14 protein-coding genes, 1 tRNA gene and 1 pseudogene are annotated in these 13,031 nt (G+C 68.5%); 11 read left to right on the forward strand and 5 right to left on the reverse strand.

What is annotated here, in order from left to right; genetic code table 11:
* The first annotated feature begins 11 nt into the window (after positions 1 to 11).
* The 3 genes and pseudogenes from H590_RS19165 to H590_RS16100 all read left to right on the forward strand — a co-directional run bounded on the left by H590_RS19165 (position 12) and on the right by H590_RS16100 (position 2,331).
* On the forward strand, positions 12 to 842 hold the full coding sequence (locus H590_RS19165; RefSeq protein WP_071161744.1) for a hypothetical protein: 831 nt from the start codon (positions 12 to 14) through the stop codon (positions 840 to 842).
* Between the two features lie 49 nt (positions 843 to 891).
* A tRNA-Ala gene (locus tag H590_RS0110240) sits at positions 892 to 967 on the forward strand.
* A gap of 264 nt (positions 968 to 1,231) precedes the next feature.
* Positions 1,232 to 2,331 (forward strand): annotated as a pseudogene (locus H590_RS16100) (AI-2E family transporter).
* Positions 2,332 to 2,404: 73 nt separating this feature from the next.
* Here the strand turns inward: H590_RS16100 and H590_RS0110250 are convergent.
* The 3 genes from H590_RS0110250 to H590_RS16105 form a co-directional block, all read right to left on the reverse strand.
* Positions 2,405 to 3,271, reverse strand: a complete 867-nt coding sequence (locus tag H590_RS0110250; protein ID WP_028703483.1) for a C1 family peptidase — start codon at positions 3,269 to 3,271, stop codon at positions 2,405 to 2,407.
* Positions 3,272 to 3,368: 97 nt separating this feature from the next.
* Positions 3,369 to 3,581 (reverse strand): EamA family transporter, encoded by a 213-nt coding sequence (locus H590_RS18940; protein WP_232021367.1) that lies wholly within the window; start codon positions 3,579 to 3,581, stop codon positions 3,369 to 3,371.
* Between the two features lie 2 nt (positions 3,582 to 3,583).
* The gene (locus H590_RS16105) at positions 3,584 to 4,294 is read right to left on the reverse strand and encodes a DMT family transporter (protein ID WP_197720481.1); all 711 of its coding nucleotides are present in this window, start codon (positions 4,292 to 4,294) and stop codon (positions 3,584 to 3,586) included.
* Positions 4,295 to 4,436: 142 nt separating this feature from the next.
* On the opposite strand from H590_RS16105, the gene H590_RS0110260 reads away from it, so the two are divergent.
* Together H590_RS0110260 and H590_RS0110265 are read left to right on the forward strand one after the other, a co-directional pair.
* Positions 4,437 to 4,790, forward strand: a complete 354-nt coding sequence (locus tag H590_RS0110260) for an ArsR/SmtB family transcription factor (RefSeq protein WP_036981967.1) — start codon at positions 4,437 to 4,439, stop codon at positions 4,788 to 4,790.
* A 31-nt stretch (positions 4,791 to 4,821) separates the two neighbouring features.
* Positions 4,822 to 6,069 (forward strand): MFS transporter, encoded by a 1,248-nt coding sequence (locus tag H590_RS0110265; RefSeq protein ID WP_028703485.1) that lies wholly within the window; start codon positions 4,822 to 4,824, stop codon positions 6,067 to 6,069.
* A gap of 46 nt (positions 6,070 to 6,115) precedes the next feature.
* Here H590_RS0110265 and cls read toward each other — a convergent pair whose 3' ends face one another.
* Positions 6,116 to 7,621 (reverse strand): cardiolipin synthase, encoded by a 1,506-nt coding sequence (cls, locus tag H590_RS0110270; protein ID WP_028703486.1) that lies wholly within the window; start codon positions 7,619 to 7,621, stop codon positions 6,116 to 6,118.
* A gap of 235 nt (positions 7,622 to 7,856) precedes the next feature.
* Here cls and H590_RS0110275 point away from each other — a divergent pair, with 235 nt between their 5' ends.
* From H590_RS0110275 to H590_RS16110, 4 genes are all read left to right on the forward strand, one after another.
* Positions 7,857 to 8,888: a Gfo/Idh/MocA family protein gene (locus tag H590_RS0110275; RefSeq protein ID WP_028703487.1), complete on the forward strand. Its 1,032-nt coding sequence runs from the start codon at positions 7,857 to 7,859 to the stop codon at positions 8,886 to 8,888.
* A 61-nt stretch (positions 8,889 to 8,949) separates the two neighbouring features.
* Positions 8,950 to 9,294: an ArsR/SmtB family transcription factor gene (locus tag H590_RS0110280; protein WP_028703488.1), complete on the forward strand. Its 345-nt coding sequence runs from the start codon at positions 8,950 to 8,952 to the stop codon at positions 9,292 to 9,294.
* 57 nt (positions 9,295 to 9,351) lie between these two features.
* Positions 9,352 to 10,332, forward strand: coding sequence for an SRPBCC family protein (locus tag H590_RS0110285; RefSeq protein ID WP_028703489.1), 981 nt, complete (start codon positions 9,352 to 9,354; stop codon positions 10,330 to 10,332).
* A 149-nt stretch (positions 10,333 to 10,481) separates the two neighbouring features.
* Entirely contained in the window at positions 10,482 to 10,910 is a 429-nt protein-coding gene (locus H590_RS16110; protein WP_051238486.1) for a DUF6069 family protein, read from the forward strand.
* Between the two features lie 117 nt (positions 10,911 to 11,027).
* On the opposite strand, the gene H590_RS0110295 is transcribed toward H590_RS16110, so the two are convergent.
* Positions 11,028 to 11,852: a DUF1684 domain-containing protein gene (locus H590_RS0110295; RefSeq protein WP_028703490.1), complete on the reverse strand. Its 825-nt coding sequence runs from the start codon at positions 11,850 to 11,852 to the stop codon at positions 11,028 to 11,030.
* 236 nt (positions 11,853 to 12,088) lie between these two features.
* Here H590_RS0110295 and H590_RS0110300 point away from each other — a divergent pair, with 236 nt between their 5' ends.
* Both H590_RS0110300 and H590_RS0110305 read left to right on the forward strand, forming a co-directional pair.
* The gene (locus H590_RS0110300; RefSeq protein ID WP_028703491.1) at positions 12,089 to 12,742 is read left to right on the forward strand and encodes a HEAT repeat domain-containing protein; all 654 of its coding nucleotides are present in this window, start codon (positions 12,089 to 12,091) and stop codon (positions 12,740 to 12,742) included.
* A gap of 30 nt (positions 12,743 to 12,772) precedes the next feature.
* On the forward strand, positions 12,773 to 12,973 hold the full coding sequence (locus tag H590_RS0110305; protein WP_028703492.1) for a MerR family DNA-binding transcriptional regulator: 201 nt from the start codon (positions 12,773 to 12,775) through the stop codon (positions 12,971 to 12,973).
* Positions 12,974 to 13,031: the final 58 nt, after the last annotated feature.

Below are 13,031 nucleotides of genomic sequence, written 5' to 3' on the forward strand. Positions count from 1 at the left end.
GCGTGTGCCACGTGGAAGCAATCATCGTCGGAGTGCTCGTCGTGGCGTGGATCGCCTACCTTGTGCCGTGGTTCGTGATGCGTCGCCACGACCGTGCCGAGGAGAGCGAGGAGGCGACCGAGTTCCCTGACACCATGTCGGTGGTGCGCGACGGTGGCCTGACCATCAGCGCGCATACGGCGGAGCCCCAGGACGATCTGGAGGTCGCCACCCCCTTCACGAGGGCGCACGCCCGCCAGGAGGTCCGCGAGGCCTGGGCCAATGCGGCCGTCCGGCGTCGCAGGACCGTGGCCGTCCTGATGCTTCTCACCACCTTGATGGCCGCGCTGGCACTGACCTCCGTGCTGTCCTGGTGGTTCACTGCCGCCGCCGGTGCACTCGTGGTGGCCTTCTTCGTCGTGGCGCGGATCTCGGTGGTCCGGATGGCCCGCCGGCTCGACGCGCAGATCGATCAGATCGACCGTGGGTGGGACGAGCACACCGTGCTGCTGAGCCGAGAGGCCCCCTTTCCCGAGGAGTCCCACCAGCACGAGAGCGACCACACGCTCGAGGAGAACGAACCCACCGCATACTCGGTCGAGCTGAACGGGCCGGTCTCCGCGGGCTCCGGTTCGCTGTGGGACGCCGTCCCGGTCACCACCCCGACCTACGTCTCCAAGCCGATCGCCGCGCGCACCGTGCGCACCATCGACCTGTCCGCCCCCGGACCGGTGGCCGGACAGACCAGCACCCCGGTGACCGCCGAGCATCCCCAGGCAGTCGGGGCCCATCTCCCCACGGTCGTCGAGGGGTCGACCGTCGAGCAGCAGCCGGAGGAGGCCCTCCGCCGCCGGTCGGCATGAGCCCGGATTGGCGCTGCGAGACCCCTGTGGTAGCGTGAGCGCGGTCCTTGGGGCATTGGCGCAGTTGGTAGCGCGTCTCGTTCGCAATGAGAAGGTCAGGGGTTCGAATCCCCTATGCTCCACCAGTAGATCAGAGGCCGGTTGGCCGGGTGTTGTGCCCGGTGAGCTGGCCTTCTCCATACCGGATGCGTGCCCGGGCTGACCGTGCATCGCCGCTCGACAGTGCGCCCCGGGATCCCGGCCGACCACCGGCGGGAATGGACGGACCGGGTCGAGACCAGTGGCGATCTCCCGGCCGACAGCCCCGGTCCACTAGGGTGAGGCGAACGTGTCAACCGGGTGGAAGCACAGTGATGTGGTGATGCTGACGAGTCAAGGGAGCGTGCAGCATGTCGGAGAGCAGGCGTACCGGGCCCTTGCGTTCGCAGCGGATTCGTCGCGCGGGCGTCACCGCGTGGTCGGCACTGGGCATCGTCGTGCTGATTGTGGTCGTCGCGGCCGCTATTGGCGCACTCTCCGGGATCCTCGTTCCCCTGGTGGTCGCCGCCATCCTCGGGATCGTGCTTGAGCCGTGGGTCTCTTGGCTCGAACGCCGCAGGGTGCCTTCGGCCCTGGCGGCGGTCATCGGCCTGGTCTCCGCGGTTCTTGTCGCGGCCGCCATGGTGTGGCTGGTGGTCGTCGGCTTCATTCAGCAACTCCCTGCGATCACTCAACAGGTGATGACGGGCTGGAACGCCTTCGTCAGCTGGGCGCGAGGTCTCGATCTCGATGCAGTCCTTCTCGATCAGATCCGCGAGGCCGCCTACGGGTATGCCCCGCGACTCGGCGAGGGCATCCTCGGCCTGGTCATCAGCACGCTCTCCGGGGGCGTCTCGATGGTGATCGGCACCTTTTTCAGTCTCTTCTTCCTGTTCTTCGTCCTGAAGGATTTCCGGCGCTTCGGCGAGTGGCTGTCGCGGGTGACGGGTACCGACCCGGTGCTCGTCGAGAGGATCAAGGACCTGTCGCAGACCGCTGTGCAGGGGTACTTCAGAGGTACCGCGCTGACGGCAATCATCACCGCGCCGATCTTCCTGCTGCCGCTGCTGTTCCTGAAGGTGCCGCTGATCCTGCCGATCTCGATCCTCTACTTCTTCCTCTCCTTCATCCCTATGTCGGTGCCTGGATCACCGGGGCCTTCGCAATTCTGATCGCCTTTGGATCTGCCGGTCCGACCGGGGCGCTGATCGTCGGCATCAGTCTGCTGGTGTCGAATGGGACGATTCAGAGCGCTGTGGGCTCGTGGGCTCTGGGCAGCTCGCTGTCCCTCCACCCGGTCGTCGTGCTGCTCGCCACCATCGTCGGCGGCACCATCGCAGGGATGCTCGGGATGGTGCTCGGCCCTCCGGTGGCAGCAGCGGTCGTCAAGTCGGTTGCCGCGGTTCGTGAGGGCGGATCGGCGACAACGAGCTCGGCGGCGCCGTCCGAGCCGGAACCGGCACAGCCCTGAGGACCCCGGGCACCGTCGTGGTGCACGGGGTGACCTCCGATGCTGGCCGGTCCCGTGATGGCGGGTCGGTGGATTACGGGGTGTCGGTCTTCAGGGTGTCGAGGTACTTCCTCAGATCGGCGGCGAAGGCCTTGTGCGACTTCGACGAGTGCCGCAGCGACAACCACGACTTCGCCGCGGCCACGAACTGGGCCTGGTCGTCCGGGGGTGGCGGAGGAGGCGGCGGGGTCGCCAGGGGAGCGAAGATCGTGCAGTCCCCCGAGGCCTTCAGCAGGACCTCCATGGCGTCCCAGCTGAAGTAGGCCCTGCCCTGCAGGCCCCAGTCCTCGCCCCAGGAGTTCTGCATCCAGACCCGCTCATGCTCGACGTCGAGCTCGTCGAGACAGTACTCGTGGCCGCCGGCCAACCGACCGGTGATCGTCTGACGCCCGTCGGGAGCCGGGTCGAACATGTCCTGGCGCCACTCCGTACCCACGATGACCGCATGATCGGCCAACGCGGTCAGCATGGCACTCAGAGAGAAGGCGTGCTCGTACCCGCTGATCAGGCCGCGAGTCTTGAGCACTTTCGCCACCGACAGACCGTCGGACCCGGTGTCGGTGGGCGGGTAGGTGCCCTCGAAGGGATCGATCTTGGTGGCATCGGAGTAGATGCCGACCGCATAGCGCTGGTCGGCGTCGGCGTCACCGCTGAGCACCGCCTGCACCTCGGGCTGGCTCCAGAACGGGAGGTAGGAGATGCACTTGGCGGCGGCGTTGCCGGTGCACGAGCCGAGGTCGCCCTGGTTCAAGGTCGGGATGTGAGAGGTGTGACGCACCGAGGTGAGGGTGCTGAGGTCGGCGGCCTTGAACGCGTAGTCCCAGGACCGGGGATCGTGGTTGACGTTGCGGCCCAGGCGAGGATCCCTGGGCTCCCGGTAGATCTTCACGTAGTTGCTCATCGCTGCGTCCTGTCCCCCTGAGTAAGGATGAAGCCGAGGGCGGCAGAAATTAGCACCCGTCTGGGTCATGTCATGCCAGTCTGTTCGCGGGGAATCCTCAGGATCTGGTTCTGCTCCGGGTGTGCACGGCTGCCCAGGCCAGAAGGATGATCCTCGCGCCGCTCAGGGCGACCAGCGGGGTGATCGTCTCGCCGAGCAGCAGGGCCGACCAGATCATGGTGAGCACGGGTTGAAGGAGCTGGGTCTGGCTGACGGCGGTCATCGGCCCGATCGCCAACCCCCGGTACCAGGCGATGAAGCCGACGAACATGCTCACGACGCCGAGGTAGCCCAGCGCCGCCAGGGGCCCGGCCCGGGGAGGGTGTGGATCTCGCGCAGACCCGTGACCAGGGCCAGGGTGCCCATCACGGGAGCGGCCAGCAGCAGCGCCCAGCAGATGGTCTGCCAGGCGCCGAGCTCCCGGGACACCAGACCGCCCTCGGCATATCCGACCGCCGCCGCGACGACCGCGGCAAAGAGCCACAGGTCGCCCGGCTCGAGAACCAGGTGCATCGAGGCGCTCTGCATCATGCTGAACATCACCACGGTGAGCGCGCCGGCTGCGGTGAACACCCAGAACACCGGGCGGGGGTGCTCGTGCCCGCGGATGGAGGCGGCGACCGCGGTGGCCGCCGGGAGGAGACCGACGACCACGGCCGAGTGTGATGCCGACGTCGTGGTGAGGCCGAGGGTCGTGAACAACGGAAACCCGAGGACGACGCCGAAGGAGATCACCGTGAGCCGTACCCACTGACGCCTCGAGGGCAGGGTCTGGCGCAGCACCAGCAGAGTGAGGGCCGCCAGGACGGCACCGATCACCGCTCTGGCCGAGGTGGCGAAGACGGCAGAGAACTGCGACACCGCGACCTTGGTCATCGGGAGGGTCAGGGAGAACCCGAGCACGCCGAGGGCGCCCCAGATCAGTCCGGTGCTGCCCGTCGACGTCGCTCGAGTCTTCCTGTTCACGCGGGTGTCGGTCGTCACGGTGCTCAGTACACACCGTTGTGGCAGCCGTTCTGACCGCTGAGACGGGCCCTCACGACTGGTCCGAGGAATCAGTCGGGCGAAGGTCGGTCGGCGGTCCGGGCCGTCCTTCAACTGTTAGTACCCGCGTATGGATGCGGATATGCAGACAAGCGGCGAGGAACCGTCGCCCGAGTACATCGACCTGGCGGCGGAGGTGCTCGGACTGCTGTCGGACCCGACGCGGATCAGGATCGTGCTCGCGCTTCGCCGGGCCGAGGAGCTGTCGGTGAACGCCCTCGCCCAGATCGTGGGCAGGAGGCCCTCCGGCGTCTCCCAGCATCTCGCCCGGATGAGGTTGGCCCGGATGGTCACCACCCGCCAGGAGGGCACCCGGGTGCTCTACCGACTCACCGACGAGCACGCGGTGACCCTGGTCCTCGAGGCGGTCAAGCAGGCCGAGCACGCGGTCGCCGACGGGCATCTCCCTCCGCACCACCACTCGGTGCGCCCATGAGCCAGCTGTCATCCAGGAACAGGAGCCAGTCATGATCTCCGTGCTGCGAACCCCCAGCTACGCGAAACTCTTCGGCGCACAGATCGTCGCCCTGGTGGGGACCGGTCTGCTCACGGTGGCCCTGGGGCTGCTCGCCTTCGACATCGCCAGGGGGGATGCAGGAATCGTGATGGGCGTGGCCATGACCATCAAGATGGTCGCCTATGTCGCCGTCGCCCCGCTCGCCACCGCACTGGTCGCCCGGCTGTCCCGGAAACCGGTGCTCATCGGCGCCGACCTGGTGCGCGCCGGCGTCGCGGTCTCCCTTCCCATGGTGACCCAGGCGTGGCAGATCTACATCCTGATCCTGCTGCTCCAGTCAGCCTCGGCGACCTTCACCCCGACCTTCCAGGCGGTGATCCCCTCGGTGCTTCCCGACGAGGGGGACTACACCCGAGCCCTGTCCCTGTCGAGGCTCGCCTACGATCTGGAGTCGGTGCTCAGCCCCATGCTCGCCGCCGTCCTGCTGACGGTGATCAGCTACCACAACCTGTTCGTCGGGACGGTGATCGGGTTCATCGGGTCCGCGGTGCTGGTGGCGTCCACCCGATTCCCGCACATCGAGGTCCCGCCCAGCGCACCCTTCCTGGAGCGGCTCACCCGCGGCGTGCGGCTGTTCTGGCGGATCCGCGAGCTGCGCGGGCTGATGGGACTGAACCTCGTGGTGGCGACCACCACGGCGATGGTCATCGTCAACACCGTGGTGCTGGTCCAGGCCCATCTCGGGCGGTCGCAGTCCGATGTGGCACTGCTGCTGGGTGTCTACGGCACAGGGTCGATGGTGGTGGCGCTCGGGATGCCGGCACTGCTCGACCGGCTCCCCGACCGCAGGGTGATGGTCGCCGGGGGACTCGCCCTGCCCGTCCTGCTGCTGGTGGCCGCCGGGGTGATCGCACGGCCGGCGAGTTCCGGTCAGTGGGTGGCGCTCCTGGTCGTGTGGACGCTGCTGGGGGCCGCGACCTCCACCATCCTCACGCCCTCCTCGCGGCTGCTGCGCAGGAACAGCCAGGATCAGACCAGGCCGGCGGTGTTCTCCGCCCAGTTCTCGCTGTCCCATGCCTGCTTCCTCATCACCTACCCGCTCGCCGGCGCCCTCGGTGCGGCGATCGGCCTGCCGGCCGTGGCGGTGGTCCTGGTCGTCGTCGGCGTCCTCGGTCTGGTCGCGGCGCTGCTCGCCTGGCGCCCGGTTTCGACCGGCTCCCGGGACCACCGACCCACGGTCTCCCGGTCGCGGATCTGAGGACCGATGCCCTGAGTGTTCTGGGGCCCGTGGGTCTGGCAGACAGCTACTGGATCGCCGAGGTGAGGCGCATCACCGACTCGGTGTACCGCCTGGCCACCGAGCGGTCGGACCACCGCTCGGGATCCAGCACGCTGCTGCGGGACGCGTAGTCGGCGATGACGTCGCGCAGCTGTTCGACGATGTCACCGCCGTAGGCCAGCAGGCTGATCTCGTAGTTGAGGCCGAAGGAGCGCATGTCCAGGTTCGAGGACCCCATCACGGCGATCTCGTCGTCGACCAGGAAGCTCTTGGTGTGCAGCACCTCGGGGGCCGGGTAGCGGTAGATCCTCACCCCGGCGTCCAGCAGGGCCTGGTAGTAGGAGGACTGGGCCCGGTCGACCATGAACTGGTCGGCGACCTCGCTGACGTACAGCTCGACCGACACCCCGCGCAGGGCTGCCGTGGTGACCGCCGCCAGCAGGGACTCGTCGGGCACGAAGTAGGGGCTGACCATCGCCAGACGGTGCTTGGCCAGATACATCAGGGAGGCGAAGGTGCGCAGATTGGGATCGGTCCGGAAGCCGGGTCCCGAGGGGATCAGCTGCACGGCGTTGACATTGCCGCCGACCGCCCGGCGGGGGCCGTGGCGGGTCGGCAGCAGGTGGGCGTCGGCGTCCGGATCGCCCAGTCCGCGGTAGGCGTGCATGTCGACGATCTCGCCGGACTCGGTGTACCAGTCGACGATGAAGATCGCCTCCAGGGAGGAGACGATCTCGCCGGTGAGCTCGATCGTGATGTCGACCCAGCGTCTGCCCAATCGGGCATTCCTGGCCGATCCGTAGGGAGCCTCGATGAGATTCTGGGACCCCATCGCGGCCACCCGGCCGTCGACGATGAGAAGCTTGCGGTGGTTGCGCAGGTCGATCCGTCGCACCTTCCCCTGGAGGGGGAGGAAGGGCAGCATCAGGTACCACTCGATGCCGGCTGCGGTCATGTCCCTGAGGAGCTGGTGGAAGCCGGGGTACTTGCGCGACCCGATGTGGTCGAGCAGCACCCGCACCTTGACACCGCGCTTGACGGCGTCTGCCAGTGCCTCGAAGAAGGGCCGGGTGGTGTCGTCACGGGCCATGATGTAGATCTCGACGTCGACCGCCTCCTGGGCGGTCTCGACGAGTCGGGTCATCCGCTCGATGCTCTCCTCGTAGTCCATCGTGACGCCGTGGTTGACGCCGGTGACCATCGGCAGCGAGGTCAGGGACCGGGACAGTTCGATGATGTCGGCCAGCCCCTGCGGCAGGGTGACCGACTCCGGAGAGTTCGGGACGCCGTCGGTGCCGTTCTTGAGCAGGAGATTCGCCTCGGCCTGGATGCGCGCCCGGCGTCCGTTGACGAAGGGACTGCCGAACATCAGGAACAGCGGGACGCCGACGACCGGCAGGAAGAGGATCAGCAGCAGCCAGGCCGTCGACGAGGAGGGCCGGCGATTCTCGGGCACCACACCGATCGCGAAGACCTTGATGAGGTACTCGATGACCACGAAGACACTCGTACCCCGCAGGAATCGTTTCATCTGCTGCGTGCTCCTTCGGGTTGAACACCGCCGCCGATCGGCAGCCGGCCGAGGTTGGCGCCAGTGTAGAGGGTGCCGCTGCCGTCCGGTGCGGCAAACCCGGCCTGGAGGTGCGGTGGACCGTGCCCGCGGGGAGGGTCATGTCACTGTGGCAGGGAAATGACCTGTCATATAGCGTGGGTGGGCACGTGGGCGGTGTGCCCACCGGTCTGCACGAGTTCAAAGGAGACTCCGCATGCGTATCGGACTTGTTGGATACGGGGTGGGCGGCCACCTGTTCCACCTTCCCTACATCCAGGCTGCCAAGGAGTGGGAGATCGTCGGCGTGGTGACGCGCAATCCCGCGCGGCGCGAGGTGCTGGCCGGCGAGGCGCCGGGGGTGCCCGCCTTCGACTCGATGGACGATCTGATCGACGCCGGGGTCGACGCCGTCACCATCACCACTCCTCCCCAGACCCGCCGCGAACTGGTCCTCCATGCTCTGGAGCGCGGCGTCAACGTGGTCGCCGACAAGCCCTTCGCCCCGAACCTGGCCGGCGCGAAGGAGCTCGCCGAGGCGGCGGCCGCCGCCGGCAAGGTGCTGTGCGTCTTCCAGAACAGGCGGTACGACACCGATCTGATCACCCTTCAGGGTGTCCTGGCCTCCGGGGACCTCGGGGCACCGTGGCGCTCCCGGATCGTCTTCGACCTCGACGAGCCCGGCGGACTGGAGGTCGGCCCCGAGCACGGCCTGCTGCGCGATCTCGGCGCCCATGTCGTCGACCAGGCGATCCGGCTGTTCGGTCCGGTGGCACGGGTCGACGGACATCTGGACTGGGTGGACACCCCCGACGGGCGCGTCGACGTCGGCTTCTCGCTGGGCCTTCACCACGCGTCCGGGGTGTTCAGCGACGTGTCGGCCTCCAAACTGTGCCGCCGGACCGCCAAGGAGTTCACCGTCTACGGCGCCAAGGGCTACTACGAGTCCCACATGAGCGACCGCCAGACCGACCAGCTCACGTCGGGCCTGCGTCCGGCAACCGCCCCGAAGGGGGTCTGGGGGGTGGAGGAGCCCGATCGCTGGGGGACCCTGGTCACCGCCGACGGCGCCCATCAGGTGCCCTCGGCGGCCGGCGAGTACGCCGACTTCTACCGGCAGTTCCACGCGGCGGTGGCCGACGGGGCGCAGCCCCCGGTGCTGCTGCCGGAGGTGCTGCACACCATCGCCGTGCTGGACGCCGCCAGGCTCAGCGACGCGCAGGGCAGGTCCGTGGTCCCCGAGGCATGATGTCTCGGACAGGGGCCCGATGCGCTTGATGCGGGGCCGAACGCGGGTAACATGCAACCAAATGGTTGTAGAAAGTGAGTTGAGCGAGGCTCAGACCGATCGCCTGTTCCACGCCCTGTCGGCGTCGACCAGGCGTGACATCCTGCGCCGGACGATGACCAGGGAGGTCAGCGTCTCGGAGCTGTCGGGCTCGTACCGGATGTCCTTCGCGGCGGTCCAGAAGCATGTGGCCGTCCTGGAGGAGGCCGGGCTCATCGCCAAGAGAACGTCGGGTCGAACCCGTCTGGTCCGCGCCGATCCCCGCAGGATCGCCCAGGTGCGGGCACTTCTGGAGCAGTACGAGGAGTTGTGGAGGGGGCGCGTCGACAGACTCGACGCCCTCCTCGCAGACCCCGCCACCGACTGAGCCGATTTCCAGCGTCCCCGCGCATCCCTGCATCGCAGACTCTTCAAGGAGCCGAACATGCCCGTCACCGACATCGTCGCCGACGAGACGAACCTCACCCTCACCGTCACCGCCGACTTCCCCCATCCCGTCCACCGGGTGTGGCAGGCCTACGCCGATCCGCGCCAGTTGGAGCGGTTCTGGGGTCCGCCGACCTACCCCGCCACCTTCACCGAGTGGGACCACCGGGTCGGCGGCCGCGCCCTCTACCACATGACCGGCCCCCGCGGGGACAGGTCATACGCCCGCTGGGACTTCCTGGAGATCGACCCGGAGCGCCGCTTCGAGGTGACCGACTCCTTCGCCGATGAGCACGGCACCCCGGTCCCCGGGATGCCCGCCATGCGGATGACCTTCGTCTTCGAGCCGACCGAGGAGGGCACCCGGATGACCTGCACCTCGGTCCTCGGATCCCTGGAGGGTCTGCGCAAGGTGATCGAGATGGGCGTCATCGAGGGCACCAGGCTCGCGATGGGTCAGATCGACGCCGTCCTGGCCGGCCTGCGCCAGTGGTTCAGGGGCCAGGGCACCCGGCTCGAGCTCCTCACCGACACCCTGGTGCGCATCACCCGGGCCGTCGACGTCCCGAGAGGGCTCGTCTGGCGGGCCCACAACGACCCGGAGTTGATGACGCAGTGGATGCTCGGGCCCGATGGCTGGTCCATGACCACCTGCCAGGTGGCCACCGAGGTCGGTCAGGGATACCGCTTCGGCTGGACCCCGGGTCCCGGGGTGGAGGGCCAGCCCTTCGGCTTCGAGGGGGAGCTGCTGCTGAGCGATGAGCCGTTGCGGGCAGTCACCTCCGAACGGATGACCGGGACCGATGGCCCCACCACCGTCAATGACCTCACTCTCGCCGAGGAGGACGGCGTCACCGTCATCACCACAGTCATCGAGTACCCCGACGCCGTCACCAGGGACATGATCCTGGGCACCGGGATGGTCGATGGCATGGAGGCCTGCTACGCCCGGATGGAGACGCTGCTGGCAGCCACTTGAGACGCGCCACAGCGGTGGTAGCCTCCGCGCAATACCCACAGCGTTCTCGATCTCCGGACACACCGCGCGGCGAACCGTTGCGAGTCGGCTCTCGGGCCGGTTCCGCCCTGACGACGTTGCAGTCGGCGCCCGGTGGAGGCATGAGTGACATGACCGACATATCCGGACACACCGCGCGGCGTCAGCTGCTCGCCAACGATCTCGCCGTCATCGTGACCACCATCATCTGCGCGATGATCACCTGGGTGATGGTCGCCCCGGTGGCCGGGGTCGACCTGTCCGTCGGCACCGGGGGCCAGACGATATCTGTGAGCGCCGGTTCGGTGACGCTGACGGCCGCCGCCACCAGCATCGCCGGCCTCCTCGTGCTGCGCCTGCTCGAGCGGCTCTCGGCCCACGGGTTGAGGATATGGCTGATCGTGGCGATCGTCGTGGCGGTGCTGTCGATGCTGGCCCCGTTGGGAGCGGTCTCGACCGCCGCGGCCGGCTCTCTGATGGCCCTTCACGGGGTGGTCGCGGCGGTGCTCATCACCGGCGCCTACCGGGCTCATCGTCAGCGGCTGGACCGGTTCGCCTGAGGGCTCATCCCGATAGATACCACGTTGGTCCTGAACCGCTCCGGCGTCGGATCCGAACCGCTCGGAGGCCGGTTCGACGCCGGCCCCGACACGGTCCGGGGCCGGACCCGGACCGTGTCAGGAGACCCGGGACACCGGGACCTTCTCGCCGGCCTCGACGGCCACCGGGAGTCTGTTCTCGGTCGGCGGGAGAGGGCAGGTCGCGTTGTCGGTGTAGGCGCACGGCAGGTTCGCCGCCCGGTTGAAGTCGATGACGGTGTTGCCCTCGGCGTCCGGTGCCGGAACGGCGAGGGTCCGACTCGCCCCGTAGGTGGTCCTGCCGCTGGTGGCGTCGCGGAACAGCACCATGAGGAAGCCGTCGCGGCCGCCGGTGAATGCCGTCAACCGGCAGGCCACACCGTCGAGGGTGAAGGTGAGGACGCCGGGGGAGGAGTAGTGGTGCTCCAGACCCTCGATGACGGCGCCGACCGTCTCCTGATGGTTCTTCGGGAAGGCCTCCAGATGGGCGGGCACCTGCCACCGGCGGGAGGGCGGGAAGGTCGGGGTGCCCGGGAAGTGGGCCAGATACTCGCTGTCATCAAGGCGGGGCCTCAGCAGCACCGAGGATCCGCGCCAGGCCACCTCGGCCAGGCCGTGGGCATCGCCGTCGGTGAACCCGAGCTCGGCCCCTCCGTCGGCGATCCGGTCGCCCAGGGGCACGGTTCCGGTGAGGACCCGGTCGCCGTCGGTGAGGGTCTGTCCCTCGGTCAGCTCGACCTGGGGCTGACCGTCGACCAGTCTCCAGCTGCCCGGCACCCCGGGAACGGTGAGCGGGTCGGCGTCCAGGAAGTACAGGCCGCTGGCGGCGAGGATGCCGAGCGGGTCGGTGCGAGCCGTCTCCCGCTCCTCGTGCCAGACTCTCCAATCGGCGGCGAACTGGCTGTCCTGGGTGTTCTCGGTCATCTCGGGACTCCTTCGGTGTGACGTCGTCTCGCTGGTGACGACGGCGCCCACCGTAGTCGTCGCGTCGCGACCGGACCCTGCAGTGCCGGCCGTCCGGCCTCTGGGTTGACGATCGCCCGGACTCTGCGGTGACGACCGCCCGGGCGAACCGGAACCTGTCTCGCTCACAGCGCAGCGTCGTCGATTGACCCTGACACGGTGTCAGGCTGTTCGGTGAGAGTCAGGAGGTCACCCCGATGACTGATGTTCACCACACACCCACTCAGCTCGCCGAGGCCCTGGAGTCGGTCTCGGCATCAAGGCGACTCCAGGTCGCGATGATCGCCGGCAGCCGCCCCGAGCCGGGCGACGTGGCGGTCCTCATCCGCCGCTCCGGCGTCGAACCCGACTTCTTCGTCCGCGACATGCTGGTCTGGGCCCTGTTGAGCCATCCGGCCGACCGGACGGTCCCCGCTCTGCTCGCCGAACTCGACTCGGCCAATCCGCAGGCGCGCGCCCAGGCGCTCCACGCCCTCTCGAAGGTCGGCGACCCGCGAGGCTGGCCGGCGGTCACCGACGAGTTCATCGGATCGGCCGACGACGAGGTGGCGCTGGCCGCGTGGCGGGCGGCCGCCGCGCTGGTCCCGTCGGGCGAGGAGGAACACCTCGCCCGCCGTCTGGCCGGCCAGCTCGGCCGTGGCGACCACACCATGCAGCTCAGTCTCGGTCGGACCTACCTGTCACTCGGGGAGGCCGGTGAGGCCGTCCTGGCGGAGGCGGCCGAGACCGCCGGGTCGGAGGCCGCGCTGCACGCCGAGACCATCCAGCGGCTCATCGCCGACCCCGATCTCGGCTTCGACGCCGCCCGCGAGGAGGCGCTGAGGTTCTGGGTGATGGGGACGCCCGAGTGATGGGAGCACCCGAGTGAGGGGGGCCATCTGATGCTCATCGGCGAGGTGTCGCAGCGTTCGGGAGTGAGTGTCCGAATGCTGCGTCACTACGACCGGATCGGGCTGATGAGTCCCTCCGGGCGAACCAGTACCGGCTACCGGCGCTACGAGCCCGACGACCTGCGCCGGCTGTTCCGCGTCGAGTCACTGCGCACCCTAGGTGTACTTCCCCGGGACGTTGTGAACAGTTGAGCTGAGGGGGGAGGCCTCCGGCAGGATGTGGGTTACCACACACGCATCCAGGAACCGG

It is taken from the genome of Acidipropionibacterium jensenii DSM 20535 (assembly GCF_000425285.1).
Taxonomy (GTDB): domain Bacteria; phylum Actinomycetota; class Actinomycetes; order Propionibacteriales; family Propionibacteriaceae; genus Acidipropionibacterium; species Acidipropionibacterium jensenii.